The sequence below is a fragment of the Gordonia sp. NPDC062954 genome (genome assembly GCF_044543825.1).
Taxonomy (GTDB): domain Bacteria; phylum Actinomycetota; class Actinomycetes; order Mycobacteriales; family Mycobacteriaceae; genus Gordonia; species Gordonia tangerina.
The window spans coordinates 1-26,822 of the sequence record NZ_JBITWL010000041.1 but is presented as its reverse complement, the minus strand read 5'-3'; the positions used below and the strand labels follow the sequence as shown (position 1 = coordinate 26,822).

At 60.2% G+C, this 26,822-nt stretch carries 22 protein-coding genes and 4 pseudogenes; 8 read left to right on the top strand and 18 right to left on the bottom strand.

The window, feature by feature from the left end; all coding sequences use genetic code 11:
- Window positions 1-52 precede the first annotated feature (52 nt).
- Complete coding sequence (locus ACIGKQ_RS24110; protein WP_020169751.1) at window positions 53-1,075, top strand: BtrH N-terminal domain-containing protein; 1,023 nt, start codon at window positions 53-55, stop codon at window positions 1,073-1,075.
- A 349-nt stretch (window positions 1,076-1,424) separates the two neighbouring features.
- Here the strand turns inward: ACIGKQ_RS24110 and ACIGKQ_RS24105 are convergent, their stop codons facing one another.
- From ACIGKQ_RS24105 to ACIGKQ_RS24080, 6 genes are all read right to left on the bottom strand, one after another.
- Complete coding sequence (locus ACIGKQ_RS24105) at window positions 1,425-2,174, bottom strand: TetR/AcrR family transcriptional regulator (protein ID WP_026919816.1); 750 nt, start codon at window positions 2,172-2,174, stop codon at window positions 1,425-1,427.
- A 91-nt stretch (window positions 2,175-2,265) separates the two neighbouring features.
- Complete coding sequence (locus tag ACIGKQ_RS24100; protein WP_006369630.1) at window positions 2,266-3,171, bottom strand: alpha/beta fold hydrolase; 906 nt, start codon at window positions 3,169-3,171, stop codon at window positions 2,266-2,268.
- Window positions 3,161-4,231 (bottom strand): ferredoxin--NADP reductase, encoded by a 1,071-nt coding sequence (locus ACIGKQ_RS24095; protein WP_005195189.1) that lies wholly within the window; start codon window positions 4,229-4,231, stop codon window positions 3,161-3,163. The genes ACIGKQ_RS24100 and ACIGKQ_RS24095 overlap by 11 nt, the downstream gene beginning before the upstream one ends.
- Complete coding sequence (locus ACIGKQ_RS24090; RefSeq protein WP_006369629.1) at window positions 4,228-5,097, bottom strand: SDR family oxidoreductase; 870 nt, start codon at window positions 5,095-5,097, stop codon at window positions 4,228-4,230. Before ACIGKQ_RS24090 ends, ACIGKQ_RS24095 begins: the two co-directional genes overlap by 4 nt.
- 47 nt (window positions 5,098-5,144) lie before the next feature.
- On the bottom strand, window positions 5,145-6,665 hold the full coding sequence (locus ACIGKQ_RS24085; RefSeq protein ID WP_005195187.1) for an NAD(P)/FAD-dependent oxidoreductase: 1,521 nt from the start codon (window positions 6,663-6,665) through the stop codon (window positions 5,145-5,147).
- Between the two features lie 161 nt (window positions 6,666-6,826).
- Window positions 6,827-7,795, bottom strand: a complete 969-nt coding sequence (locus ACIGKQ_RS24080) for a diiron oxygenase (protein ID WP_005195186.1) — start codon at window positions 7,793-7,795, stop codon at window positions 6,827-6,829.
- A gap of 133 nt (window positions 7,796-7,928) precedes the next feature.
- On the opposite strand from ACIGKQ_RS24080, the gene ACIGKQ_RS24075 reads away from it, so the two are divergent.
- A complete protein-coding gene (locus ACIGKQ_RS24075; protein ID WP_005195185.1) occupies window positions 7,929-8,267 on the top strand; it encodes a DUF4873 domain-containing protein in 339 nt (112 codons plus the stop codon).
- Window positions 8,268-8,346: 79 nt separating this feature from the next.
- A complete protein-coding gene (locus ACIGKQ_RS24070) occupies window positions 8,347-11,436 on the top strand; it encodes an RND family transporter (RefSeq protein ID WP_348807640.1) in 3,090 nt (1,029 codons plus the stop codon).
- A 192-nt stretch (window positions 11,437-11,628) separates the two neighbouring features.
- Here ACIGKQ_RS24070 and ACIGKQ_RS24065 read toward each other — a convergent pair.
- Window positions 11,629-11,799: pseudogene (locus tag ACIGKQ_RS24065) on the bottom strand (integrase core domain-containing protein); the annotation flags it as partial.
- Here ACIGKQ_RS24065 and ACIGKQ_RS24060 point away from each other — a divergent pair.
- Window positions 11,792-12,763, top strand: a pseudogene (locus tag ACIGKQ_RS24060) (IS256 family transposase); the annotation flags it as partial. The pseudogenes ACIGKQ_RS24065 and ACIGKQ_RS24060 sit on opposite strands and share 8 nt — an antisense overlap.
- Before the next feature lie 131 nt (window positions 12,764-12,894).
- Here ACIGKQ_RS24060 and ACIGKQ_RS24055 read toward each other — a convergent pair.
- The 11 genes from ACIGKQ_RS24055 to ACIGKQ_RS24005 form a co-directional block, all read right to left on the bottom strand.
- Window positions 12,895-13,056, bottom strand: coding sequence for a hypothetical protein (locus ACIGKQ_RS24055; RefSeq protein WP_005195129.1), 162 nt, complete (start codon window positions 13,054-13,056; stop codon window positions 12,895-12,897).
- 238 nt (window positions 13,057-13,294) lie between these two features.
- Entirely contained in the window at window positions 13,295-14,935 is a 1,641-nt protein-coding gene (locus ACIGKQ_RS24050; RefSeq protein WP_005195128.1) for a long-chain fatty acid--CoA ligase, read from the bottom strand.
- Window positions 14,936-14,964: 29 nt separating this feature from the next.
- The gene (locus tag ACIGKQ_RS24045) at window positions 14,965-15,654 is read right to left on the bottom strand and encodes a hypothetical protein (protein ID WP_005195127.1); all 690 of its coding nucleotides are present in this window, start codon (window positions 15,652-15,654) and stop codon (window positions 14,965-14,967) included.
- Window positions 15,655-15,700: 46 nt separating this feature from the next.
- Window positions 15,701-16,657, bottom strand: a complete 957-nt coding sequence (locus tag ACIGKQ_RS24040; protein WP_396575100.1) for an MlaD family protein — start codon at window positions 16,655-16,657, stop codon at window positions 15,701-15,703.
- Window positions 16,654-17,697, bottom strand: a complete 1,044-nt coding sequence (locus ACIGKQ_RS24035; RefSeq protein WP_396575099.1) for an MlaD family protein — start codon at window positions 17,695-17,697, stop codon at window positions 16,654-16,656. The genes ACIGKQ_RS24040 and ACIGKQ_RS24035 overlap by 4 nt, the downstream gene beginning before the upstream one ends.
- The gene (locus ACIGKQ_RS24030; protein ID WP_004023295.1) at window positions 17,694-18,755 is read right to left on the bottom strand and encodes an MlaD family protein; all 1,062 of its coding nucleotides are present in this window, start codon (window positions 18,753-18,755) and stop codon (window positions 17,694-17,696) included. The genes ACIGKQ_RS24035 and ACIGKQ_RS24030 overlap by 4 nt, the downstream gene beginning before the upstream one ends.
- Window positions 18,749-19,744 carry an MlaD family protein gene (locus ACIGKQ_RS24025; protein WP_004023294.1) on the bottom strand — a complete coding sequence of 332 codons (996 nt, stop codon included), beginning with the start codon at window positions 19,742-19,744 and terminating at the stop codon, window positions 18,749-18,751. The genes ACIGKQ_RS24030 and ACIGKQ_RS24025 overlap by 7 nt, the downstream gene beginning before the upstream one ends.
- A complete protein-coding gene (locus ACIGKQ_RS24020; RefSeq protein ID WP_004023293.1) occupies window positions 19,741-20,754 on the bottom strand; it encodes an MlaD family protein in 1,014 nt (337 codons plus the stop codon). The genes ACIGKQ_RS24025 and ACIGKQ_RS24020 overlap by 4 nt, the downstream gene beginning before the upstream one ends.
- Window positions 20,751-21,788 (bottom strand): MlaD family protein, encoded by a 1,038-nt coding sequence (locus ACIGKQ_RS24015; RefSeq protein ID WP_004023292.1) that lies wholly within the window; start codon window positions 21,786-21,788, stop codon window positions 20,751-20,753. Before ACIGKQ_RS24015 ends, ACIGKQ_RS24020 begins: the two co-directional genes overlap by 4 nt.
- 8 nt (window positions 21,789-21,796) lie before the next feature.
- Window positions 21,797-22,660 carry an ABC transporter permease gene (locus ACIGKQ_RS24010; protein ID WP_014928961.1) on the bottom strand — a complete coding sequence of 288 codons (864 nt, stop codon included), beginning with the start codon at window positions 22,658-22,660 and terminating at the stop codon, window positions 21,797-21,799.
- 10 nt (window positions 22,661-22,670) lie between these two features.
- Window positions 22,671-23,405 carry an ABC transporter permease gene (locus ACIGKQ_RS24005; protein ID WP_033206584.1) on the bottom strand — a complete coding sequence of 245 codons (735 nt, stop codon included), beginning with the start codon at window positions 23,403-23,405 and terminating at the stop codon, window positions 22,671-22,673.
- A 258-nt stretch (window positions 23,406-23,663) separates the two neighbouring features.
- Between ACIGKQ_RS24005 and ACIGKQ_RS24000 the strand changes: the two genes are divergently transcribed.
- The 4 genes and pseudogenes from ACIGKQ_RS24000 (at window position 23,664) to ACIGKQ_RS23985 (ending at window position 26,751) form a co-directional block, all read left to right on the top strand.
- Window positions 23,664-24,140: a PaaI family thioesterase gene (locus ACIGKQ_RS24000; protein WP_396575098.1), complete on the top strand. Its 477-nt coding sequence runs from the start codon at window positions 23,664-23,666 to the stop codon at window positions 24,138-24,140.
- Window positions 24,141-24,312: 172 nt separating this feature from the next.
- Window positions 24,313-24,907 (top strand): annotated as a pseudogene (locus ACIGKQ_RS23995) (IS256 family transposase); the annotation flags it as partial.
- An 82-nt stretch (window positions 24,908-24,989) separates the two neighbouring features.
- Window positions 24,990-26,286, top strand: a pseudogene (istA, locus tag ACIGKQ_RS23990) (IS21 family transposase).
- A gap of 6 nt (window positions 26,287-26,292) precedes the next feature.
- Window positions 26,293-26,751, top strand: a complete 459-nt coding sequence (locus ACIGKQ_RS23985) for an ATP-binding protein (protein WP_020169762.1) — start codon at window positions 26,293-26,295, stop codon at window positions 26,749-26,751.
- Window positions 26,752-26,822 lie beyond the last annotated feature (71 nt).

The following is a 26,822-nucleotide window of genomic DNA, read 5'->3' as shown; positions in this document are numbered from 1 at the left end:
TAGGGAGACCATGACAATGTCCGAGTCATTGCTCGACACCTATCCACACCGAATGGGCGGCCATTGCGGCTCCAGCGCGATGCGCGACTTGATGGAGTGGTCGGGACTAGGCTTCGACGGGCCACCGAACGAGGGTCTGGTGTTCGCTCTGGGCGGAGCACTCTCGCTCACGTATGTTCGCACCGACGCCCTCGTGCCGCCGTTGTATCTGGTAGGACGTGGTCCTGACTTCGAGATGGACCTCCCCCGCCGTCTCGGCGCTACGGTGGAGGTCCGGTCCACCGACGATCCCCAGCTAGGGTGGGATCTCGTCCGCGACGAACTCGACCGCGGCCGGCCCGCGCTCGTGTGGGCCGAAATTGCTGAATTGCCCTACCTGCGCGTTCAGTTGCGCATGAGTCGCCACGATATCGTCATAGTGGGCTACGACAGCGACGCAGAAATCGCTTACGTCGCAGACAACGATCGCGTCGAAATTCAACAGGTTCCCTTCGACGCGCTGGCGCGAGCCCGACGCTCGATGACCTTCCCCGAGCCGACCCGACATACGCTCTTCCGCATTGACTGGCCCGAGGCGCTACCGTCAATCGCCGTCGTGGCTGCGGAGGCGTTCGCGCAATCTGCGGCATGCATGCGCGCGCCCGCAGGATCCACGATCGCCGGCCCTGTCGAACACTCGGGGACACACGGAATAGACGCAGCCCTAGCACTATCCTCTGACGTGGTGCTCTGGCATGAGCTGCCCTCCGACGTGCTCGAAGTCCACCTATTCAGTCTTGGTGCATTCATCGAGAAGGCAGGTACGGGTGGTGGCCTGTTCCGACGACTACTCGCGTGTGGCTGCGACGAGATCGCCCGACTGACCGGCGATGCTGCAACCAGCGACCTTGCCAGAGATGCTCACCGAGCGGCTGCAGCATGGACATCAGTCGCTCAGGCGGCCGTACACAAGGGCTCGACCGCTGCTACCCGGCTCGACCACGTCATCGAGGCCGCGGCGGTTCTAACTGACACTGAGTCGAGCCTTGCCACCTCACTGGACTCCGCCGCCAGATCCCTAAGGTCCGCCGTTTAGAAGAACTGCCAGCACCGCATCGGTGAGTGGCTGGCCCTAGCCCGGCCCTTTCGCATCTGGATCGACTGAGGTGGGTCGCTACCGGAGTCCGACGGGGTGAACCACGAGATCGTGGGCATCAGTTCCTACGAGTTGATTCGGTCCTACTGGTCGCGCCAGACCTGGGGCCTGACTGGCTCGCCGGCTTCATCACCGGGGGCGACGTGATGACACTAGATCAGGTGGTAGACGACGAGTCGTTCGACCCGCCCATCCGACACTTGGACAAGTGCTCCTCGCGATAAGGAACACAGTTGTGATCAAATACTGAGGGCGGAGACTGGGGCGGCACCGTCTCTCGCGAGCGGGATCAGTCTAGTCCGAGGCGAGTGGCGAACGCGGGGTCGCCGAAGGGTCTGTCTCTGCGGAAGCGAACGCCCACTGTGGCCGCAGCGCCGTCAATGATCCCCCACGACGTCTGATAAAGGTGCGCGGAGAACAGGTCCTTGCTCATTCCATTGAGCCGACCGTGATCGATCCACCATTGGGTAGCTGATAGGCCCGCCCCCAAGATGGAGGCCACTACGACGGCGACGAGGGACTCGTCGGCACCGACCGATTGGAGGCTACGGGCGAACTCGTCGGAAATAATATCCATTGCCGATCTCAGCTGATCCGCGGCCCCTCCCTCGCCGGACTCAGAATACTGAAACATGTGGTTCGTCATGAGGAAGCGGACGACCGCCGGATGCTCGTCGACCAATGACACGTATGCGGAGATCGCTGACCGGAAGAGCTCGTCGACGGAGTCCTGCTGTCCGGAGAGCAGAGTTGACTGTGCGGACTCCCACATCATCGAACCCAAACGTGCTGCCACAGCGGAATAGAGCCCAGCTCGGTCACCGAAATGGCGATAAAGCTTCGGCTTCGACGCCCCTGCCTCTTCCGCGAAGTCGTCCATGCTCACAGCGTCGCCAAACTTCTCGATCGCGCGTATTGCCGCGTCGACGAGTTCAGCCTTCACGATAGCGCGGTGGTCGTCCCAACGCGTGCTTCGTGCATCGCGCACACGACGTTGCACTTTCACCGGGGCTGCGGAGATTCGACGGACTACAGACATGACCCACCACGCTACCAGGATGGTTGACCGTCGCCCCAATAAGCACGTGGCGCACGCATGCAGTCGGCAGAGACATGGGTCGAAACGAGCTTCAAGCGGATCTGTCTAACCTGGCCACAGCTGAATTGAAGTCTTCAACGGCCTCTAGGTTGGACATGTGACCGACCTTGTCGAGAAGAGTGAATTCAAATAGAACGCCCTGCCGACCCAGTCGCGCTGCGAGATCCACCGAATGGGCCGCCGGGGTCAGTCTGTCGGCATCGCCCACGATGACCGCCGCCGGCACTGTCAGCGAGTCAACACCCCTGCTGACGTCGATTGTCGCCAAAACCGCACCCCACATCCCCCGCACCTGTGGTGGGCATCGCAACACGATGTCGGCGCACTCATCGATTACCTCGACAGTCGCGCCCGGGCCCAGGGTTCCGTAACGAATCAGGCGGCGAGACAAACGCGTGTCCTGCATCTCGGGTCCCGCGACCGCAAGACTAGCCGCGAAGGCCCGTTCAAGTCTCGGTCGTAGCTGGCGGGGAACTTTGAGTAACGTTGACCGATCCACCAACTGTGATGGCCCGGTGCTTGCCAGTACTACTCCGCGGGCCAGCTCCGACACCGAGGCTGGGTACTCAGCTGCCCAGCTCATGATGGACATACCTCCCATGCTGTGTCCGACCACGACAGCCTTGTCGGTGGGAGTGGCTACCGCCCGAACTACGGACTCCAAGTCATCGGCCAGAAGTCTCGCCGAGAACGGTACCCGGCCCCGGTCGCTCCACCCGTGTCCGCGTTGGTCGTAGACCACTACCCTATGCGTCGCCGCGAACTGTTCGATCTGTGGCCGCCAGAAACGCCCCTGACAGGCCCAGCCGTGACTAAAGACTAGAAGTGGAGCATCCCGGCCCGAGCCGAATTCCTGGGCGAACAACCTGGTTCCGTCGGAGGAGAGGACCTCGAGGTGCCGCGATCCTCGCGACTCGCTCGCTATCTCAGAGGTCATCAAAGCTCACCGTGACTGCATCCGTCAGCGGAAGTGCCTGACACGCAAGCCGTTCACCGTCGGCAATGTCATCTTCAACGAGGATGTGGTTTTGTGCCATTTCTACATCACCCTCAACCAGCTTGCATACGCACGCGCTGCAGGCCCCTTCTCGGCAGGAGTACGGGGCATTGTGACCTTGGGCCAATAGCACGTCGAGCAACGGAGTGTTGCGCGGCCACTCAGTCGTGATGGACTGCCCATTCAGATAGACCGTGGCGGTCGCCACACCATCGTCGTCACTGAGCTGACGCATCGTGGCTGTCTCGAATGGATCTCCGGTCAGTGACTGAAAGACTTCTCGATGTACCGAGGCGTGCTCAACACCGCAGGCCTCCGCCGACTTCTGAACCAGATCCATGAACGGCGCCGGACCACAGGTGTAGATCTGTGCACCGCGGTGCTCACGTATGGCGGATTCGACATCCTCAGGTGCCGGAATCCCCATAGCCGACTCCAACCAGTGGAAGACCGTGAAACGCTCGGGGAACTCGGAGGCGATCTGCGCCAGTTGGCCCTCGTACATGATCGACTCGGCATCGCGATTCGCGTAGAACAGTGTGACTTCGCCCCCGCCGCACACAAGCGCCGACTTAATCAGCGACAAGACCGGAGTGATCCCACTTCCTCCTGCAAAGAATAGAAAATCGACGTCGAGATTCTTAGCCGTGAAGTGCCCCGACGGCGGGAGGACGGTCAACTCCATTCCCGTCATCGCGTTGTCGCACAGCCAGTTCGATGCGTAACCGTTCTCCGTCCGCTTGATCCCGATCTCGAGACGGAAGTCCTCGACGTGAGGCGAGCTGCTCAACGAGTAGCATCGTGCGACATGACCGGTCCGATCAGATGGGATCTTCACGGTGATGAATTGCCCTGGGACATGCTTGAACTCCTCGACCATGGCATCGGGGATCTCGAACGAAATGGTGACGGAGTCTTTCGTTTCCTGGGTCACTTCTGAGACGCGCAAGGTGCGTGAGCGGGCTGCGGCAGCCGGACGTGCATCGGGTTCGACGGTCACTTGAGGATCCCCTGTCTACGTGCGACCGCGTAACCCGCCCGTGTCAGTGGCGCCGCGATGTCCTGGTAGCGGGGACCGATCACCCGTGCCACGAAGTCGAAACCGCGGGCGTCCGCACCGATCAACACTCGTGCCTTCTTCTTGTCCATACCTTTGAGGATTGTCGCCGCTGCTTTATCCGGGGTGCTTCGTGCGATCCTGTCGAACAGCGAGGCGACAGTCGCGGTGTCTGCCCCCATGGCGGAAACGCCTCGGGCATTGTTGACGATGTTGGTTTTTACACCCCCCGGGTGCACACATGTCACTGTGACCGGGTATCGACTGATTTTCATCTCCTGTCGGAGCGCCTCGGTGAAGCCTCTGACGCCGAATTTCGCGGCATTGTATGCGCTCTGGCTGGGGATTCCGATCAAGCCGAAGACGCTCGACGTGTTAATGAGATGTCCGTCCCCGGACGCGATCAGGTGAGGCAGAAACGCCTTCGACCCGTTAACGACTCCGCCAAAGTTGATGCCCATGAGCCAGTCGAAGTCTTCCCAGGTCATGTCGACCACGTCGACGCCCAAGGCCACGCCGGCGTTATTGAACACCATGTCGACGTGGCCCGACTCTGACCGCACTCCGTCGGCATAGTCCTGAAACGCACTGCGGTCCGCAACGTCTAGTACGGCGGCGGTTACCGTCGCCGCATACGTGGTGCGGCAAAGTTCTGCAGTCTCCTTCAAGTGCATCTCATCAATGTCGGACAGTGCCAGTGCGGCACCTCGCTCCGCCAACTGGAGTGCCAGAGACCGACCGATCCCTGACGCGGCACCGGTGATCACTGCCACCTTGCCTGTGTAATCATGCCGGTCAGAATTGCTCACTGTCGTCTCACCATTTCTACGAATCGTGTCTCTCCGTGCGTTCGGGCTCAGGCGATGTCGTACTCAGCGGGGTCGAAATCTTTTGTGGCGCGCCAGTACTGCCATGTGAAGCCCGGCCACACGGTCCGGTTGACGCCCTGCGAGTCGAGATACCAACTCGTGCAGCCGCCGTTGGTCCACACTCCCTTGGCCAGCTTCCGCTGGATGTCGGTGTTGAACTGTTCTTGCACGGACGGGCGTACGTCAACCTTCTCAGCGCCTCGGCTTTCTACTGTGTCGATGGCCTTCATGATGTATTTGATCTGTTGCTCGATCATGAACACCACTGAGTTGTGGCCGAGGCCCGTGTTGGGTCCGAGGAGGAAAAACAGGTTGGGAAAACCCTTGGTCGTGATGCCCAGGTGCGTGTTAATCCCCGTCTGATGCCAGTGGGACGGGAGATCCTCGCCAGTGGCACCTTTCAGGGCGAGCTGATCGAAACCATCAGTCACGTGAAAACCGGTCGCATAAATAATTACGTCGATGAGGTGCTCGACGCCGTCTGAGGTGATGATGGAATCAGCGGTGACCCTCTCAATCCGATCGCTGATGACGGTGGTGTTGGGCGCCGCAAGTGCAGGGTAATAGTCGTTTGACCCCAGAATTCGCTTACAGCCGATGCGATATGACGGGGTCAGTTTCTTGCGTAGTGCCGGATCAGAGATGGAGCGTTCAATGTTCCACCGAGCGACCCGTTCGATTGGCCGCATAAGGTTGGAGTGACCGTTGAGGCCGAAGGCTAGGCTCTCCGCACCCCAGTACACCGACCACCTGGCGATACGACGTGCAATCGGGAGTCTGCTCAGAAGAGTCCGCAGGGCCGGCGGAACGGTGAAATTCTTGCGGGGTAGGACCCAGGCAGGGGTTCGCTGGAAGACCTTGAGGGACATGGCCTCCTTCTGTACGAACGGCACAAACTGGATAGCGCTGGCACCAGTGCCGATCACGGCGACACGCTTGCCCTCCAGATCCACCGAATGATCCCACTGTGCGGAGTGAAACGCTTCGCCTTTAAAGTCCTCAATCCCCGAAATTTCGGGAAAATTGGGGATATGCAGCGCACCGACTCCTGAAACTACGAACTGAGCAATGTACTCACGTCCGGACTCAGTACGCAGGTGCCACCGCGACTCTGACTCGCTCCAGTATCCGGAAACCAACTTCTGACCGAAATGAATCTTTTGTGTCACGCCGCGCTTGTCCGCGACGTCTTGTAGATACCGCTCAATTTCTGGTTGTGACGACCACACCTTCGACCAGCTACCTCGACTTTCGAATGAGTACGAGTACATCAGCGACGGGACGTCACATGCACAGCCCGGATAGGTATTGTCGCGCCAGGTTCCACCGACGGAGCTTGCCTTCTCCAGGATTAGAAAGTCGCTGTACCCGCGACGTCTTAGCTGTGCGGCCATCCCGAGACCAGAGAACCCGCTTCCGATGATCAGAATCTTGGTCGAAATCGGGTCGTCGGTTGAGTCGGTTTTGGCGGCGGCGCGCGAGGCGCGCCGGGTAGTTGAAGATGCCATGTTTATGCTTTCTCCCTCGTGGGTTCGTTGGCACAACACATCACCTGCGCACAGTGGCAGCGGGTGATCTGTTGAGGCGGAAGTGATCGCGAAGCCATCGAGAATGCTCCGCACAGGTCTAACTGATGTCGACCGTGACGGCTCGGCCGCGTGAACGGAGATCAGCGGAGATCGTCGGGAAGGCTCCGCGTCGCGCGCCACATGGCCATTGTGAACTTGCCTTCCAGCATTCCCGCCTCATGGAAGAACCGAATCATGGGCTCCGACATGAACTGCAGGTTGGTCCGATAGTTTGGGCTGGTTTGTTGTGCCCATACGCCACGCCAGCGGCTAATTCCCACTGCGGGGTACACTTTCGGATTAATGAGCAGCGGGTACGCCAGGTTCGCGATGACGGCAAGCACCCCTCGGTGCCAAGCGCGCGTCGCCTTACGTCGACGCTGCATGCCTTCGATCATCTCCAGTCGCGCAAAGGTAATGTGACGGGCTTCCTCGAGGACATGGATCTTCATGAGCTGGCGAAGCTGAGGCTGCATACTTGGGTCGTTCATCGCCTCGCGCTGGGCGCGGTCCAGGATTTCCTCGATCAGCAGCGTGGCTCCGGACACCGACGGTCCGAGCGGGACGAAATGCAGGATCTTTGCGAAGCTCAAGAAGCCCTTAGGGAGCTTGTAAGGGGGCACGCCTGTTTTGTTAATGAGGCGCGCGAACATAGTGGAATGGCGGGACTCATCGCCGATTTCTGTTAGCGCGTATAGGGACTTCTGATCGGTTAGGGCCCCCTTTGCCGACATGCGCAGGAGCGCCGAACTCAAGAGGTTCTCTGCGTAGATGCCGAAACTGAGGATGCTCACGATCTCGTGGCGTCCCAGCTCGCGACGCTGCTCCTCGGTCATCTTGTTCCATAGTTTGGTGCCGTATAGCGACACCCGGTGCTCTGGCAGAAAGTACTTGCCTTCCTCCCAGGGCGACTCCCAGTCGATGTCGATCTCCGCGTCGTAGAACTTCTCCGCGGAAGACCGCAACAGACGACCTGCAGATCGTTCCATGTCGACGGGCTTGCGCCCGTTCACCCGGGCCATGCCCTCCTGTGAAAAGTCGGGCTTGATATGGGCATCCTGCACGGTCATGTCTTCTCCTCGGTCGTTCAAGGCTGGGAGTCGGGGCCTGGCGCCCAGTACCCATTACTCGCAGTATCTGGTACTGCTAGTATCCACGAACCGCGTTATTTGTCAACGCTCAATGCGAAGAAGGTAGGGCTGCATGTCTGACGACCATGACCTCGACTACTCCGGCGAAGGAACCCTGGTGTGCCGTGGGACGGAGATCCATGTCGAAGCGAAAATAAGAGGTTATTTCCAGCCGCTGAACGGCTTATACACCTGGTATGGCCGGATTCAGAAGAATGATGAGCTCGACGGGCTCCTGAAAGGCGCCCGCGCGATCGCTGTATTTACGACCGCTGAGGGGCGGGCGGAGTGTGTCGTCGGGGATCCCGACTTCTGGGGCCGATACCGCATCTCAGGTAAGAGCACCCCCCCATACCACCTGCCCACCACTCTCGAGGAGGTCGAAGACATGGCCGAGCACCACCACAAGTGACAATCATCCACCGCACGGACGTTCGCCAGACGGATCCGAACGATTGGGTCGCCCACTTCAGGTCGAGAGGATATTGCACATGGTGAGTTCGTCTCCCATTCGAACCCGCTCGTCGAGAGGGGGCGAGAAACTCGGCGAATACAGTCCGACCCTTGAGCGGGTTGCATGGTTTACCCTCCGCCGCAAAGGGATTGTGACGCTGGTTTGGCTCGGTGCCGCTATCGGCTTAGGCCTTCTCTTTCCTCAACTGGAGTCAGTGGTACGGGAACAATCTGTGGATCCGATCCCGGCCGGAGTCCCGTCTTTTCAGACCTTGGACCGTATGGGCGCCTCTTTCGACGAGCGCGGCGCCAAGACCACCGTATTCGTTGTGATGGAGAACAGTGCAGGCCTGTCCGACAACACCCGCGATCGATACCACGTGCTTGTCGACACCGTGCGGGCGGACGACAAGCACGTCATCGCCGTCCGAGACCTGCTGAGCGATCCCCTCACTGCGAGTCAGGCTCTCAGCAAAGACAAGCAAGCCTGGTATCTGCCCGTGGGAGTGACCGGCACACTCGGGGGACCCGATACCGCGGAGGCGGTCGCAGCGGTACGCGACACCGCGGAGAGAATCTTTCGCGACACTGAGACGAGAGTCCGTGTGACAGGCCCACCCGCGACCTTTAGCGACCAACTCGCCGTGGGCGAGTCGGATCTGGTCCTGATCACTGTCGCCACCGTGCTGCTGATCGCCGTGATCCTCCTCGTCGTCTACCGTTCGGTGTTCACCGCGCTGATGCCGCTGCTTGTCGTGGGCATGAGTTTGGCCGTGGGTCGCGGAGTTCTATCTGGACTAGGCGAGCTGGGCATGCCGGTATCCCAGTTCACCTCGATGTTCATGACCGTCATCATCTTCGGTGCCGGAGTTGACTATTCGGTGTTCCTCATCAGCCGCTATCATGAGGGTATTCGAGCAGGCAACTCTCCTGATGCCGCTATTGCCCACGCGAATGCAACTATCGGCCGCGTGGTTCTCGCATCGGCGGGCACTGTGGCCCTAGCCTTCCTGGCTATGGCCTTCGCCAAGCTCAGTGTGTTCAACACTTTGGGGCCGGCCTGCGCAATCGCCATAGCATTCGCATTCTTGGCGACGGTGACATTGTTGCCCCCCGTGCTCTCCTTCGCTGCCAAGAGAGGGGCCGGCCTTCCCCGCCGTGACCTGACGCGGGATTACTGGAGAAGAGTCGGAGTCATGGTTATCCGGCGGCCGGTCCCTCTGCTCGCGATCAGTGTAGTCGCGTTGATTGGCCTCGCCCTGGTCGCCGCAACAATCCAGATCACCTACGACGATCGAGAGGGGCAGCCAACTGACACAGGGAGCAACGAAGGCTACGCGCTGCTCAACCGCCACTTTCCGAAAGACATCATTATCTCGGAATTCTTGGTGGTGGAGTCCGAGAACGACATGCGCACGGCTCAAGGCCTTGCCGACCTCGACCAGTTGGCATCCCGCGTCGCGCAGATTCCCGGCGTGACCAGGGTCATTGGCGTGACGCGGCCAACCGGTGAGAAGCTGCAGCAGGCGCAATTGTCTTGGCAGAACGATCAGATCGGTACCAAGATCACCGAGGAGACCGGAGATGTACAGGCCCGCAAGGGTGATCTGGCCGTCCTGAAGACCGGATCAGAGCAGCTCGCCGGAGGCCTGGCACTGCTAGAAGACCAGATCTCATCCAATCTCGCTCCGCTGTCGGGGTTGCTAGACGAGGTGTCGTCATTTGGCCCACAACTCGATGAGTACCGGCCGTTGGTGAACCAACTCGCGAGCGCCGCCCCAACGCTTCGACAGTTCTCCCAGCGAGCGCCTGAGCTGTCTCAACTCGCACGTCGGGCCCAGTCTGCGGCAGACGCGGTCGCGCCAGCGTTGTCCGCATTGGAAGCTCCGTGGTGTCAGCAGATCGCGCAGTGCTCGGCACTGCGCGCGCAAACGGCCGACATCCGGGCACTCGCGGATGATCAGTCGCTCGCGAGGGTGGCTAACTTTGCCGCGCAACTCGGCCGCGTGAGTGCGCCAGGCTCTACCGACATGGCACAGCTGCAGCGTTCTCTTCAAACGCTGAATTCTGCACTACAGACCATCGGTGGACAGGACCTCGGGAACAGGGTCTCGCAACTCGAGTCCGGCGTCGGCGCACTCGCCGACGGCGCACGTCAGTTGTCGAACGGAGTCGGGGCTTTGGTGGACAGCAACGTTCAGCTACTCGGTGGACTAGCACAGGTCGCCGCACAGCTTCGGGCTCCCGCCCGCGAGATCGGCGATTCTGATTCGGCAACCGGCTTCTATCTCCCCGCGGATGCGTTCAAGGACCAGCAGTTCAGTCAGGTCGCTCGACAGTTCATCTCGCCCGACGGGAAAACCGTGCGCTATGCGGTACAGACCTCCTACGACCCATACTCTGCCGATGCAATGACGCTGGCGAACGAGCTGTCTAGCGTCGCCGAGAACGCGATGCCGAACACCACTCTGGAGGGCGGACGTGCTTCGGTCGCGGGCTTTCCTGCGATCAATGCCGACGTCCAGCGGTTGTTGTCGTACGATTTCAAACTGCTTGGCATAGCCACACTTCTCATCGTGGGTCTGATCCTGATGCTGTTGTTGCGGGCCGTCGTTGCACCGGTCTATCTCCTTGCAACCGTCGTCTTGAACTATATGGCGGCTCTTGGTATCGGTGTGCTCGTACTTCAACACATCCTCGGTGCCGGGATCGCCTGGCCAGCTCCACTGGTGTCGTTCATCGTCTTGGTGGCGGTGGGCGCTGACTACAACATGCTGCTGGTCTCACGCCTGAGAGAGGAGACGAGAGCGAGCGTGCGGGTCGGAGTAATGCGTACCGTCGCCTACACCGGTTCGGTGATCACCTCGGCCGGGTTGATCTTCGCAGCCAGCATGTTCGGGCTGATGGTCGGCTCCATCGATGTGATGGTGCAAATCGGGTTCATCATCGGTGTCGGTTTGCTGCTCGACACGTTCCTGGTGCGGACCTTAGTAGTCCCGGCACTAGCGGTGCTGCTGGGCACTGCAAGCTGGTGGCCGGGTGACATCGACCGCTTCCGGCGCGCCCTGGGACCATCGCAAAAGACACGCGGACGGACCCATGGGGATCTGACAAGCGTCGGTCCCTGAACTTCCCGACCATCCCGTCAACAGGTAAGGATCGGCATAGGGCATGACGCGGCACGGTCGCTCGTGATAGACGAATTGCGTCCGTACAACGCTAGACGGTATGGGTGACTCCACGGCGATGTGTTGGGGGTTGCGGGCCGGAGCCTCACGCACAGGGACTGAACGACCCGAGGTTTTGTGCCGCCTCCATTGTGGGCTGGTCCTCGGGCCGAGGCCAGAGTAGTGGAGCGTTTCGAACTCGGTCGGGGGGATCTGGCCGATACTCGAGTGCAGCCTGCTGTTGTTGTACCAGTCGACCCAACCAGCGGCCGCGAACTCGACGTCGGAGACGGTCTTGTACGGGCTGGAGTGGAAGATCGTGGTCCCGCTGTACGCCGGCGGCATGACGTTGCGCGATATCCAACACCATTTGGCCGCCACGATCGGCACCGATCTCTCGCACGAGACGATCTCCAAGATCTGCGACGAGGTCCTCGACGCGGTCGACGAATGGCAGAACCGGCCGCTGGAGCCGTTGTATCCCGTCATCTACCTTGATGCCCTGGTGGTGAACGTCAAAGACAGTTCTCATGTTCGAAACAAGCACGCCCACATCGCTATTGGCGTCGACATGGCCGGCGTCAAGCATGTGCTGGGAATCTGGATACAGGCCGAAGAAGGCGCCAAGTTCTGGGCCGGGGTGTGTGCGAATCTGGCCAACCGCGGCGTCAAGGACGTGCTGATCGTGTGCTGTGACGGGCTCACCGGATTCCCCGAAGCGATCGAGGCGACCTGGCCGCTGGCCACCGTGCAAACCTGTGTGGTGCATCTGATCCGCAACTCGATGCGGTTCGTGAACCACAAAGACCGCAAAGACGTGGCCCGGGCGATCAAACCGATCTACACCGCCCCCGACGCCGAGACCGCCCGCCGCGAGTGGGAAGCCTTCCGCGACTCGGAACTAGGCGCCAAATATCCGAGTGCGGCAATGGCTTTCGACCGAGCCTGGGATCGGTTCATCCCCTTCCTGGCATTCCCGCCCGAGCTGCGCAAAGTCATCTACACCACCAACTCGATCGAGTCATTGAACTACCAGCTCCGCAAGGTCATCAAGAACCGCGGACATTTCCCCAACGACATCGCGGTCCGCAAACTCTTGTGGCTGGCCATCTGCGACATCGAAGACAAACGAGCCGCTCAACGCCTCAAAGAACGCGGGACCAGGCGGTCACAGCCCCGTAAGGCCCTCGGACGACTGGTCGAGGGACAGGTCGTCACCAACTGGAAACAGGCCCTCGGACAACTCGCACTGGCCTACCCCGACCGGATCGAACCCCACCTCAGCTAGACCCCACAGACCACAAGAAAATCAGGAGTCACGTTCTTACACAGACATCTTGACAAGCTCTCGAGCCCCCGCGCACCAAGAGACCGCCCCGCGGCAGAAGCCACGGGGCGGTGTGTTCTTCTGTGAAGCGCTCAAGCGGTAGCTTCGTCTGATCCGGACTCGATCGATCCGGTGACCAGTTCGCCGACGATGTCGGTAATGATTGCGCCCACGATAGCCTCGGCCATGATGGTGGCCCCTTCGATGTTGTGTGCTGATGACTGCGAATGTGGAGCGCTGGCTGCGATGTCCACCTCGCAAACTCTACGACGCTCGATAAAACGGCGCCCAACGAACGATGAGTGAGAGATGAATGGCCGCGCAATTCCCAGTGACGGTTCTGTCTTTCCCACCGGGGCCATCGGGCAGACGGATCGCTCCAATAAATACGTGCCCACCGAACGCTGAGGACGTTCGGTGGGCACATCTGTGCCTTACCTCGGCGGTGTCCTATCTCGGCCAGTGCGGACGCGAAGCCGACCCCGTGCGGCGCTAGTTCGATACAACCGGCAGCTCGCCCTGCTCATGCTTCGCGCGCAACACCTTCTTGTCGAACTTGCCCACGCTCGTCCGTGGTATCTGCTCCATGAACGTCCAGTTGTTCGGGATCCACCAGTGCGGGATCTCCTCCGGGCAATTTCTTAGGCACCACTCGTGGAGCGTGTCAGCCGACACTTCGCGACCCGGTGCCGGAACCACAACAGCGAGAGCTGTCTCCTGCCATCGGGGGTCGGGCATCGCGACAACCGCGGCCTCGGCGACATCCGGGTGCGACATGATCCAGTTCTCGAGCTCCACTGACGAGATCCATTCGCCCCCGGACTTGATGACGTCCTTGGACCGGTCGGTCAGCGTCAGATACCCGTCCGGACTGATGTGTCCCACGTCGCCGGTCCGCAACCAGCCATCCCGAAACCTCTCGGTGTCCTCGAGTCGGTAGTAGCTGCCTGTGACCCACGGACCCCGCACTTCGAGTTCACCGACGGACTTGTCGTCACGGGGAACAGGCAGGCCGCCCTCGTCGATGAGGCGCATCTCCACCCCGCAAATTGCCCGTCCCTGTCGCTTGCGGTAAGATATTTCCTTTGCGGGGCTGATCCCGGCGGGAGGCCGACCTACCGCTGCAAGCGGGGACGTCTCAGTCATACCCCACGCCTGAATAATCTGTACGCCGAAGCGGTCCGCAAACCCCTCGATCAACGACTGCGGGACGGGAGCTCCACCACAGGCGACAAGGTCGATCGATGACAAGTCGACACCCGGATTCGCGATACCGTACTGAAGAAGATCGTTCCAGATTGTCGGTACTGCTCCTGCCTTCGTGGGGCGATGTTGTTGGATCATGTCAGCGAGCGGCGCTGCTTGAAGGTATCGATCAGGCATCAGCAAGTCCGCGCCGGCCATCAGCGACGCGTAGGGCAGACCCCAGGCGCTGGCATGAAACATCGGCACGACGGGAAGTACACGATCGGCTTCTGCGATCGCCAGAGCGTTACCGGTACACGCTGCCATGGAGTGCAGAAACACCGAGCGATGACTGTAGACGACCCCCTTGGGATCGCCTGTAGTGCCGCTCGTATAACACATACCCGCAGCCGACCGCTCGTCGGGATCGACCCAAGAGAACACTGGGGATTCCGCTGCGAGCGCGTCATGATATCGCATCACGGTCACGCCGTGCCCGTCGAGCGGGGAGGTGTCGCCGTCGCCGGTAACGAACACAACCCGAACCGTCGCCAAGCCCGGTAGGACCGCCGCCAACAACGGAACCAGCGACCCGTCCACGATAATGACCTTGTCTTCGGCGTGGTTCGCGATGAACTGCAGCTGAGCCGGTGACAACCGGATGTTCAGCGTATGCAGCACCGCGCCCATCGCGGGTACCGCAGCGTACGCTTCGAGGTGCTCCTGGTTGTTCCACAGCATCGTTGCCACGCGGTCGTCGCCGACCACGCCGACCCGACGCAGAGCATTCGCCAGACGTGCGCATCGCTCTTCAAGATCGCCGTAGGTCGCATACCGGGCAGAGCCGTTCACGGAATAGGTAATCACCTGCCTAACAGTGTGATTGGTTGCGACGTGGCGCAGTATCGATGACACTGTCATCGGCACCTCCTGCATGGTGCTTTTCATCTAACTCTCCTTTCGCGGCGGACGCTGGATCATTCGGCAGGTCCGTAATCCTGGATCTGCCAGCCGTTATCGGTCTTCAGCACGACGACTTTCAACAGTGTGGGGAGTTCGCTCGGCTGAGGGTTCTGAACATTCTGGGTCTTCTGGGTGGCGAAGACCAGCACCGTGTATTCCCCCCGGTTCTCGCTGGCGCTGCCGGTGACGCTGGTCGCCAGTACGCGTCCCGCCGCTTGGACCTTGGCCTGTTTCATGATTTGGGTCAGGGTGGGTTCGACATCGTCGTATCGCTTGACCAACGCATCGCTGGCATTCTCTTTCACTTCGGTAAAGAATGCGTCGGTGTTTTGGTAGCTGTACGTGAGCGACTTTGTGGTGTAGTCCGATGCTGCCTGCGCTGCCTGCGCTCGTTGTGTGGCGGCGTCCTCCAGGGACGTCTTTGCTTGCCGCATGTCAATGTAGAGGTAAGCAAAGAGCCCGGCCAGCACCGCGAGTACTACCACGAGAGCACCGACGGCCACCACCTGGAGGCGTGCTGATCCCCAGCGCTGCTCGGCCTCGGACGTCGGGGGGCTTGCCTCGTCCGAGGCGGAAACGTCCTGTGACGTCGCAGGTTCTGTGGCACTAGTGGCGTCGCCGCGGTCTGCCTTATCGGAAGCCGTAGTCAGCTCATTTTCGGTGCCGCTGTCCTCGGATTCTGATCCGTTGTCGTGTGCGGTCATTTGCTGCCTTCTGTAAATGCTGGGGTAGGGGGGGAGACATCGGGCGTCAGCGGGGTGATGGTGTGACGGCGATCGGGATTTGCGCCTGTCCCCGATGGGACGCGGGGACTGTTCGCGCCAGGAGATCACCGATCGATCCGAAGTCGACGTATGTGTCTGCGACTTTCGCCGTCGCCGGTTTGACCGCGCGGGTGATGGCGACAATGTCGGGCTGAAGTATCTGGATGTAACCGCTGAGCTTTTCCACTAGCTTCAGGATTGGTGGCCATTTGTCGTAGGACGTAGAGGTGAAAACGATGAACGCACGTTGGATTCTCGCCAAACCGTCGACGGCATCCGGGGTCCGGACCGACGCGGTACTGAGCACACCGCCCACGTTCGACATGAGGCCCAGGAGGAACTCGGCATTGTCCGCGGTGGTACGGACCGCACCGTCGTCACCGACGAAGTCCACGAGGCGGTGCATCATGTCTCCGATCGTGTCGAGGTCCTTTTGCCGGCCGTCGACTGCAGCCGAGATCGTTTCGTTGATGGTCTGAATCGATGCTGGATCGAGCGCGTCGGCCACTGCCGACATTTTCGGGAGCACCTGGGGAACGGATTGGGACACGTGGATGGCGCTGGCGGGCACTAGGTCCCCACTACGCAAGTACTCACTGGTGGTGGTATCCGGTGGGATGAAGTTGATGTATTGCTCTCCCGCGACCGAGAGGTTCTGGATCGTCATGACACTGCCGCGAGGGATCTTGTAGCCGGAGTCGATGGACATGTCGACGGCGAGCTGATTATCTGTGACGCGAATAGATGTCACTTTTCCCACCGGCACCCCCTCTAACATTACCGGTGATGTGTCTAGAAGGCCGCCCGAGCTCTTGAGTATGGCCGAGATCGTGTAGTCGGTGCGGAACGGGTTTATTCGTGCCACGTCGATGATCAAGTATGTCGCTCCGACGAGGAGAACGAGGACAAGGGCAACCAGGGATACGAGGGTGCTGCGGATCATGGCATCATTCCGATCGCTCGCAAGACGGTTATGAACGACTCGGCATCACGTCGGGCTAGATCTTGGCCGTCGATAGACACGTCGGAGACGTTGATATCTGGCGAGCTGACGAATGGGATGAGCTTCTCGCGTATTACACGCGTCGCCTTGTCGGAAACATCCTTGGAGTAGATGTCCGAGTACGCGATGGACGCGACCACTGGCGCGATCGCTCCTACCGTTTCCTTGATGCGGGAATACTCAGGGTCGACGATACGGCCGGCAGATACTGCGAAGTCGCGCAGGTTGGCGATAAGTAGCGCGACGTCAATTAGCGAATAGCCCAGACCATAGAAGTTCACTCCCCCCTTGGTCAACATTCGGTCTGTACCTGACGGGTCGGCCAGGATCACTTTGAGTGTGCGATCGGCTGACTGCAGGATTACGTCGAGTTTGTCGGTGTTGGCAGACACCTCAGACACGGTGCGCAAGGTCGTGCGGTAGAGCGCATCGAACTGGGCGGGGTCACTCGGAAAAGTCGAGTTCAGCGTCGATATCGCGGTATGGATTTTATCGAGTTCACCCCCGCCCAATACGTTAGCCATACCCCGCATCACGTCCTCGACGTTGGCAGCCGGTTCGGTGCGTGAGAGAGGTATTACCGATCCCGCGCGCAGCAAGCCTTGGGTGGACTGCTGTGCAGGGGGAAGGATGGCCACATAAATCTCGCCCAGGAGAGTGTCTTGGCGGAGTTCCGCGCGCGAATCTTCCGGCAGCTGGGCGTCTTTATCAATTCGGGCAGCAACCAGCGCGTGGCCTCCGTCGTAAGCGACGCTGGTGACGGCACCGACGTCAATCCCTCGAGAGAGGACTTTGGCACGGGCAGGCAAGTTCAGAGCACTCGTGAACTCGATCTCGATGTCGTAGCCGTCTCGGGCGGATGATCCACCGATGGTCGGCGGGTTGTCAGCACTGATGCTGCAGGCGGCGAGGGCGATAGTCGCTACGAACAGCGTCACGATCGCGGCCGTGACACGACGAAGGTAGCCGTAGATCATCATCGAGGTTGCCCTCCGATCAAGTTGGCGATCGTCGCCGCTTCGTTACCCGTCGCGCAAACGTCCTTGACGGAAGGAGGAGCGCACGCGTTCTTGAGGGCCTGCAGTGGTACAGATATTGCGAATGCCCGCAGGATCGACTTCGCATCTGGATGCTCAACGATGAGGTCAGCTGTTCGAGCGGCGACGGACGCAAGTATGTTTTCTTGCTTGCCCGCTTGCGAGAGGAGGGGAACCGCAGCATCTCCAAGTGAGAAAATAGGTGGCCCGAAGTCAGACGATAGGCGCGACAGGATAGGGACGAAGGTGCCTGCGTACTCTGTTGCGGCGCCGAATGTTTGACCGAAAGCAACAATCACCTCAATTGCGCCTACGAAGTTGTCGAATAGCTGGGTCACCTCAGTACTGTTTTCGGTGGCAACACCGGTTAAGGTGGCGAGATTGGCTACAATCCTGCGTATCTGGCTATCACGCCGGGTCGGATCGTTGATTAGCGTGGCCGAGTCCTGGAGAATGCCGGATATATCACCCTGGGTCCCTTCCATGTTTTTCGAGACGAGTGTAAGTGCCTGAAGAATCGCATCCGTGTTACGTCCGTCGTCCTTGACGAGTTCGTCTGAAAGAGTGCTGATCGCGTCGAGCGTTTGACTAATCCCCAGTGGAGTCCTGGTCTTTTCCAGTGGGATACACTCAGCCGACTTGTAATATTCTCCGCCACGATAGGGATGGGTGAACTCGATTTGTCTTTCGGTGACAATCGAGGTGGACACCAGGGTCGCACCCACATCTGCGGGAAGCGGCACGGTCTTGTCGATCCGCATATCGACACGCACACCTTTCTGTCCCTCCTCGTGAATGCCTACGACCCTGCCCACCTTCTTGCCGAGCATCGCGACGGAATTGCCTTCGTACAGACCTGATGCGTCAGAAAACTCCGCACATAGTGATCGCGTGTCGTCGTCGGCTGTCGCATAGTCGATTCCGACGCCGCCGATCACTACTGCCAGTGTGACAATGGTGGCGATCGGGATCAGATGCCGACGCATCCGCTCCGTCAACATTTGTTATCACCAATCGGGATACAGACGCGGACGGTCGGTTCAGGACTCGCAGGTCCGACCTGCGGAGCATTGAGGAGAATGCTCAGTCTTCTGGTGATCTGATCGACCTGGGCCAGCGCGTCTTGGTAGGCGGGCATCTGGGCCGACACCTTGTTTAGAAGGATCTTAAACTGCTGTACCGATGGTTCTATACCGTCGCGGTACGCGACAAGCGGCCGGGTCAGCAACTTAAAAAGACGACGTAGATAATCGAACCCGCTCTGGACGTTGGCGATGTCTGGTCCAAGGGTGCGGGCAAGGAAGCTGAGCTGGCGTAGGAAGTCCACGAGTACCTGCTTGCGGTTTGCGAGGGCAGCGACATACTCGTCGGACAAAGCCACCGTCTTGTCGAGTTGTGCGTACTGACGCTCCAGCAAGTCCATCAGGCTGCTCGCGTTTTGCAGGGCATCAGGGATATTGGTGTTTCCGTCGGAAAAGGCATCCTGTAGCAACGCCGCCGTGCGCCGTAGATCAACACCACGCACGTCACGGAACACCGGTGTAGATGTCTCCAGGGTGCTGGAAATATCATAGGTGCTGCCTGTCTGCACCAGTGGGATCGCGCCGTCAATGGCCGACGGGCCTGAACCTGGGTCGAGGTCCAATACACGTCCACCGATAGGGGTGAGGAGACGGACGTTCGCCGTCGCGTCCGACCGAACGGCAATCGAGTCATCCAGCCGGAACCGCACGGTGATGAACGTTCCGGTCAGGTCGACCGACGCTACCTTGCCTTTCCTGATCCCGGCGATACGTACCTGGTCGCCAGCTTCCAATCCGCCGGTATTGACTAACTCCGCGCTGTAGATAGTTTGTCCGGGCGGCGAGATATACACAGCTCCGGCGGCGACGAGACCGGCCACCGTGACCATCGTTACGACCCCCGCCAGGATGAGGTCCCGCCGACGCTGCGGGCGGTGATGCGGACGCTTGCCGAAGAAACGGGTCACTGGCACACCACCAGTCGTTGACCCATCAGGGCGATCTGCACTGTTCTCGGTAGGTCGAGCACCCCTCGGGCACACCCTGCCGCCGAGGGCGGGGGAGTCGCGTTGGATGTTGCGGCCAGGGCGTCCAGGAGCGGCTTCAGGAGAACGGCACCATTCAGTAGGCCTTCTGTATCCCCTGGCTCCCGCACTAATCTCTGAAAGATAGCCGCGAAGCTGGTGTCGTAGGTCGACTCGATCTGCTCACCGGCGAGTACAGTCTTTGCCATCGAACGGTTGACCTCTCGCAGCGAGGCCCGCAGTCGATCGCTCACGCGGCTGAACGCATCGACGATTGACCCCAATTTGTCTATCAACTCAACCAGTTCAGCGGAGCGCCCCATCAACTGGTCGGACACCTGCCCCAGGCTCGTCACAATATTGGTGATGATCTCTGAACGCTGGTTCCCGTAATCAGTGATGTTCGCGACTTGCTTCATGACTGGTGCGATACCTCGACCGTCTCCCTGGGCAACCCGTAGAAGGTTCGACTGAAGCTCGTTGATTTCCGCAGTATTCAATGTATCGAATACTGGTTTGAAACTGTTGAATAGTGTCGATACGTCGAAGGACGGGACGGTCTTCTCGAGTGCCACCTGTGTGATCGAGTCCTGGTCGGCGCCTTGTCCGGCATTGATGAGTTCCACATACCGCTGCCCCAGCAGATTTTGGTAACGCACAGCGGCAGTCGTCGCGGGGGTAATCGCGACACCGTCATCCAGTTGGAAACGGACGATCGCTGTTGAGCCCTCGAGATCGACAGCCGTTACATATCCCACTTTCACTCCAGCGAGTCGTACCCCGTCGCGGGGCTTGAGTCCGGAAGCGTCGGCAAACACCGCGGAACGCTGCGAACTGGGTGACCCTTCGTTGGTCGGCTGCAGAATCGCGATGATGACATATGAAAGGACTCCGATGAGAGCGATGAAAGCGACGATTTTAATGATTGTGGGTGTTAGCGACCTCAGAGTCATCGCGTGGCACCCCCCATTCTCAATGCGCCTTGTAGGGCAGGCGACGTCTGGACCACCAGTGCTAGCTGGAGCTGGACCCGTTCGTTGAATTTCGGCAAGGCTTTGTCGATGCCATCGAGGATCTGCGGGATCGTGTACACCGTGCGAACTAGCCCCGAGGCGGATCTGGCGACGGGCCGCGCTAGGTCAAGGCCGACGTCTAACAGCGAACTCAGGGCTGGGTAATTCTTATCGAGCAGGCCGCCGAGCCCACCGAAAAGAACCTTTCCCGTGTCGCCGAGATTACTCTTCGTGCGGTCGATGTTTTGTTGGGTGGCGAAAAAGTCAGCGATATCGACGTTCTTCAAGACGCCAGGGACAAACGGCGTCATGAAGTCGGCGACTCCGGTGGACAGGTTAGCCGCAATTCCTAGGTCCTCCCCGACCGGCCGTTTCTGGACATCTCGCGTGAGTTGCGCAATCTGGAGAACGAGTCTTCCGCTATCAGCCATTGCCTGCGAGTCCTCAACGATGAACCTCACTACCGCTTCAAATGAGGGCTGGTCCAGTGCCTCGACCAGCGTGGAGATCTTGCGAACAAGCGTTGACACCGAGGTCTGTTCAGATTGCAACCTGCTCACGTAGACACTCCCGCCGGAACCGATGGGTGGTCCTTGTCCAGGATCTACGATCTCCAGTGCAGTTGGTCCCAATGCGTTTGACGAGGTGTAGTTCACCGTCATGCCCTGCCGGAGAACTAGGTCGTTACCGGAACCGGTGAGGTTGATTTTGACCGCCGCGCCACGGTCTCGAACCGCGATGCTCGAGACCTCCCCCACGGTGAACCCAAGGTACTTCACATCCGATCCCCCCTTCAATCCGTCGCCTATCGCGTCGGTGTTGATGGTCAACGACGTGTGATCGCTGAAGTCGCCGTTAGCGTCACTTATCAGTAAGTAGGCAGCTATCGCGCCGAGGATCAATAGGGCGACCCCCCGAAGGGCCAGGTTCCCGTGCGACGGCTCGCGTCCGGACGGATCATGAAAGACAGCCACTGAACCCCCTACCCTGAAATCCGTACGCCGGAATCGAATCCCCACATCAGAAGGGTCAAGATCATGTCCTCCACGACGATGACTATGAGGCTCGTGCGGATCGCTCGACCGGACGCTCGACCCACCCCCTCAGCTCCGCCTGTGGCGAAGTAGCCCTGATAGCTATGGATAATCACTACAGAAATGACAAATACAAGAACTTTGATAAGCGAGAAGGCAAGATCCTGAGGTTTGAGGAACTGGTCGAAATAGAAATCGTAAGTGCCGCCGGATTGGCCGTGAACTTGTGTGACGACGAGTTTGGCGGCCCCGAATCCGAGAATAAGCGCGACGATGTACAAAGGAATCACGGTCGTGATCGACGCAACTACGCGAGTGCTGACGACGAATGGAATAGGACGTACCGCCATAGCCTCGAGAGCGTCGATCTCCTCGGAAATGCGCATCGAGCCGATCTCAGCTGTCAACCGGCAGCCGGCTTGTGCTGCGAACCCGATCGCCGCGATCATTGGCGCAAGCTCTCGGGTGTTGGCATAGGAAGAGATGAACCCCGTCAGTGAACCCATCCCTACGAGGTCCAGAGAGGCGTAACCCTGGATACCGATTGAGGCGCCGACGGCGATGCCGAGGATGGCGAGGACGATGGCCGTTCCACCACCGACCAAGACTGCACCTCTACCCCAGGCGAATTCTTGTATGTAGAGCAGGGTTTGGCGTCGGTAGGTGGTGATCACATGGCGGATGCCGAGGACCGCGGCGATCACAAAGGTCGCGACGTGCCCCAAGCGTTCAGGTACGTGTACAACTGGCGCGATCACGGCTTCGACAGGGCGGGTGGCGGCGGAGAACCTCCGGGAGGGAACGGTGGTCACGAGGCGTTTCTCATCCAATAGTTTGGGGGACGAACATGGTTGTTAATTGCGTGATAAAGACATTGATCACGAAGCATGCGACGACGCCCAGTACTACGGTGGCATTTACTGAGGTTGCGACGCCTTTAGGGCCGCCTTTCGTCGACAGGCCGCGGTGACAAGCAATCGTCACCACTACAAGTCCGAACACAAGCGATTTGCATAGAGCGACAACGATGTCTGTTATCGATGCGAACGAAGCGAACGAGGCGACGTAGCTGCCTGGTGTGATGCCTTGGACGTCGACGCTGATGGCGTAGCCCGCCAGCAGCCCGGTGAAGACGATTAGCATGCAGAGCAGCGGCGCGGTGATCAACACAGATACGAACCGGGGCGCTACGACTCGCCTGATCGGATTGAGTCCGAGTGTCTCCATGGCAGCAATTTCTTCGCGAATCGTTCGAGCACCCAAATCAGAGGCAATCGCTGATCCGGCCGCGCCCCCGAGTAGGAGGGCGGTAACGATGGGCGCTCCCTGTTGAATAATCCCGAGGCCACCAGCGGCGCCAGCTATTGACGTGGCCCCAACTTGCTGAGTGAGGCTACCCACCTGTACTGACACGATGACACCGAATGGCACAGCTACGAGAATCGCCGGCAGAGTTGTCACGACGATGACGAACCAGGTCTGCGATACGGCTTCGCGAAACGGAAATCGTCCTGTAGCAATGTCTACTGCTACCCACCGCAGGGCCTGACCAGCCAAGCCGACGGTGTTACCAAAAGTGGCAGCGCCGTCTAGCAGACGGTTGACGCCTGTGCCGGTGGTGATGGCCATCTCCCCCCCTAGTGCGCGTGGTGTGCGCCACTCCATTCGCGTGTGCGTAATGGACAGTATCAGGTACTGGCAGTATTACCTATAGTGGTGAGCACAGACCGTGTTCGGGACCGGTTCCCACACCTCATCGATCCCCCCGCACCCTGTTGCGTAGGTGGCGGGCTGAGTTAAGGACAACGATCAGAGATGACCCCCGAAGCAAGACTGCCGGCACACTCGTCCCAGTGCATGGGCTGCGGAAGCAGCAACCCCCACGGACTTCAACTTGAGGTCTACCGGAGTGGCGAGCGGGTGTACGCCGATCACACCTTCGACGAGAGGCACCTTGGCGCGCCCGGGTTGGCGCACGGCGGAGCGATCTCGGCCGCTTGCGACGACATCATGGGTTTCACCCTGTGGATCGCGCGGACCCCCGCGGTGACCCGCACCCTGACCGTCGAATACCGTCAGCCGGTCCCTCTGCACACTCCCATTCGCCTCTCTGCTTGGATTGACCACGAGTCGGATCGCCTACTGCACATCGCGGCCGTTGGATCGTTCGATGATCGAACGTATTTCACCTCTAGCGGTGTCTTCGTCAAGGTCGACGTCGCTCATTTTCGACGGTATGCCGACCTATCAACAATCGATGACTTCTTCGCCAACTTCACGCGTACAGACTGACGCCGCAGGGGGGACTGTCGCTGATTCGGTGTAAGTGGTTTGATCGCCCCCGGCGTGGGGCAGGAGGAATCACGACGATGACCGACACAGTCGAGGGCGTGGATGCCCTGGTGGCAGGGCCAGTTGAGACTGGTCAAGAACACGATGTCACCACCGCGGATGAGGTGCGTGAGTGAGTAGCCGGCCGATCTACGCCGCGATCGGGGTTGATCTCGATGGGCACAAAGACATCCTCGGCATGTGGGCTGGCGACGGCGGCAGCGAGTCGGCCACGTTCCGGCGGGCGGTGCTCACCGACCTCAAGAACCGGGGTGCCAGGGGCATCTTCTCCCTTGTCTGTGACGGCTTGAAAGGGTCGCCCGACAGTGTGTCCGCCGCGTTTCCGTTGGCCACGGTACAGACGTGCATCATCCATTTGATCCGGAACACCTTCAAGTACGCCTCCCGCAAGTATAGGGACAAGATCAGCGCCGATCTCAGACCGATCTACACCGCGCTGACCGCCGCTGAGGCCCGGCTGCGATGGGAGGAATTCGCTGAGAAGTGGGGCACGCCGTACCCGGCGATCGTGACCCTGTGGGAGAGTGCGTGGGAGGAGTTCATCCCGTTCCTTGACAACGACGTCGAAATTCGACGAGTGTTGTGCTCCACCAACGCTATCGAAAGTCTCAACGCCCCGCTAGCGGCGTGCGGTGCGCGCTCGAGGGCACTTCCCGAACGAGCAGTCCGCACTCAAAACGCTCTACCTGGTGACGCGGTCGTTGGATCGATCCCGAAGGGTATGTTGACGGCGCCTGAAAACTGACCCCCTGACGACGGGTGAATTTTGACCCCCGTCTTGTTAGGAGGGTGATTTCAGTGGAGCAGTGGGCGGAGATCCGCCGTTTGCATCGCAGTGAGGGTGTGCCGATCAAGGAGATCGCGCCGGTTGGGGGTGGCCCGTAACACGGTGCGGGCGGCGTTGGCCTCAGACACCGCGCCGAAGTACTCGCGACCGGCGAAGGGCTCGGTGGTCGATGCGTTCGAACCGCAGATCCGGGCGTTGTTGCGGGAGTATCCGACGATGCCGGCGACGGTGATCGCGGAGCGGATCGGGTGGACGAGATCGTTGACTGTCCTCAAAGACCGGGTCCGGGTGATTCGCCCGGAGTTTCGTGGGGTAGATCCGGCCGATCGGGTGATCTATGAGCCCGGCGGCTGTTCGCAGTGGGATCTGTGGTTCCCGGACTACCGAATCCCAGTGGGCCACAATCAATTCGCCATGTTACCGGTATTGGTGATGACATTGGCGTTCTCCCGATACCGGTCGGCGGTGATGATCCCGTCGCGCCAGGGCGGAGACATCCTGACGGGGATGTGGCTGCTGCTGTCGCAACTGGGCGCGGTGACCCGCAAGCTGGTGTGGGACCGCGAAGCCGCGATCGGCCCCAAGGGCACACCCACCGCGCTGGCCGCAGGATTCGTGGGCACCTTGGGCACTCGGCTGGAGCTGGCGCCACCGCGAGACCCCGAGTACAAGGGCATGGTCGAACGCAACAACCGATTCTTCGAGACCTCGTTCCTGCCGGGCCGCCAGTTCGCCTCACCGGACGATTTCACCGCCCAGTTCGATCGGTGGCTGGCCGATCATGCCAACACCCGAGTGGTGCGCGCGATCGGTGATCGACGCCCGTGTGATGCGCTCGCCGAGGACCTCGAGCAGATGGCCGGGCTTCCCCCGACCGCACCTCATATCGGGTTGAGTAGCCGGGTGCGACTCGGTCGCGACTACTACGTACGTGTGGCCGGCAATGACTATTCGGTGCACCCGTCGGTGATCGGTCGCTTCGTCGACATCACCGCCGACCTGCAGCAGGTGCGCATCCAGTGCGGCGAGGTCACCGTCGCCGACCACGCTCGCAGCTGGGCCAACCACGTCACCATCGCCGACCCTCAGCACGTGCGGGCAGCCAAAGAACTGCGCCGCGACTACCGCCGCCAAGACCTCGCCAACCGGGCCCGAAACGCCGCCCGCATCCGCGCCCACCCCGACGGCCACGAGGTACCGATCCGGGCGCTACCAGACTACGACGACCTGTTCGGGGTGCACTTTGCTACCCCGTCAGGTGCTCAACCACCCACCCCGTCCACTATCACTGAAAGGTGAAATACCATGTCCGACAATCACACAGGTAAGCAGATCGAGTTCGCGGCGCGGGCGTTGAAGATGCCAGCGATCCGCCGCTGCTGGGCCGAGTTGGCCGAGCGGGCCCGCACCGACAACTGGACCCACGAGGAGTACCTCGCAGCGATCCTTGACCGCCAGGTCAGTGAACGCGAAGCCAACGGCACCGTGCTGCGGATCAGTGGCGCTCGCTTCCCCGCGGTCAAGACACTCGAGGACTTCAACTTCGACCGCCTTCCAGGATTGCGTCGCGATGTTATCGCCCATCTGGCCACCAGCACCTGGATCGCCAAGAGCGACAACGTGATCCTTCTCGGACCACCTGGAGTGGGTAAGACCCACCTCGCGATCGCGCTCGGGATCAAAGCCGCGCACAACGCCTACCCTGTGCTCTTCGACACCACCACCGGATGGGTCACCCGCCTTGAGGTTCCCCCCGAACCGTAGAGGCATCGATAATGAGGAGCACGATGCCAGAGAAGCGGAAGAAGTACGACCGGGAGTTTCGTGATGGGGCG

What these genes read in the sequence shown, in the direction of transcription:
- ACIGKQ_RS23985 (WP_020169762.1), top strand. Translation starts at nt 26,293, where the DNA reads ATGTCCGACAATCACACAGGTAAGCAGATCGAGTTCGCGGCGCGGGCG.
- ACIGKQ_RS24050 (WP_005195128.1), bottom strand. Translation starts at nt 14,935, where the DNA reads ATGAAAAGCACCATGCAGGAGGTGCCGATGACAGTGTCATCGATACTG.
- ACIGKQ_RS24045 (WP_005195127.1), bottom strand. Translation starts at nt 15,654, where the DNA reads ATGACCGCACACGACAACGGATCAGAATCCGAGGACAGCGGCACCGAA.
- ACIGKQ_RS24080 (WP_005195186.1), bottom strand. Translation starts at nt 7,795, where the DNA reads ATGACCGTGCAGGATGCCCATATCAAGCCCGACTTTTCACAGGAGGGC.
- ACIGKQ_RS24100 (WP_006369630.1), bottom strand. Translation starts at nt 3,171, where the DNA reads ATGACCTCTGAGATAGCGAGCGAGTCGCGAGGATCGCGGCACCTCGAG.
- ACIGKQ_RS24040 (WP_396575100.1), bottom strand. Translation starts at nt 16,657, where the DNA reads ATGATCCGCAGCACCCTCGTATCCCTGGTTGCCCTTGTCCTCGTTCTC.
- ACIGKQ_RS24030 (WP_004023295.1), bottom strand. Translation starts at nt 18,755, where the DNA reads ATGTTGACGGAGCGGATGCGTCGGCATCTGATCCCGATCGCCACCATT.
- ACIGKQ_RS24075 (WP_005195185.1), top strand. Translation starts at nt 7,929, where the DNA reads ATGTCTGACGACCATGACCTCGACTACTCCGGCGAAGGAACCCTGGTG.
- ACIGKQ_RS24035 (WP_396575099.1), bottom strand. Translation starts at nt 17,697, where the DNA reads ATGATGATCTACGGCTACCTTCGTCGTGTCACGGCCGCGATCGTGACG.
- ACIGKQ_RS24085 (WP_005195187.1), bottom strand. Translation starts at nt 6,665, where the DNA reads ATGGCATCTTCAACTACCCGGCGCGCCTCGCGCGCCGCCGCCAAAACC.
- ACIGKQ_RS24110 (WP_020169751.1), top strand. Translation starts at nt 53, where the DNA reads ATGGGCGGCCATTGCGGCTCCAGCGCGATGCGCGACTTGATGGAGTGG.
- ACIGKQ_RS24020 (WP_004023293.1), bottom strand. Translation starts at nt 20,754, where the DNA reads ATGACTCTGAGGTCGCTAACACCCACAATCATTAAAATCGTCGCTTTC.
- ACIGKQ_RS24070 (WP_348807640.1), top strand. Translation starts at nt 8,347, where the DNA reads ATGGTGAGTTCGTCTCCCATTCGAACCCGCTCGTCGAGAGGGGGCGAG.
- ACIGKQ_RS24000 (WP_396575098.1), top strand. Translation starts at nt 23,664, where the DNA reads ATGACCCCCGAAGCAAGACTGCCGGCACACTCGTCCCAGTGCATGGGC.
- ACIGKQ_RS24105 (WP_026919816.1), bottom strand. Translation starts at nt 2,174, where the DNA reads ATGTCTGTAGTCCGTCGAATCTCCGCAGCCCCGGTGAAAGTGCAACGT.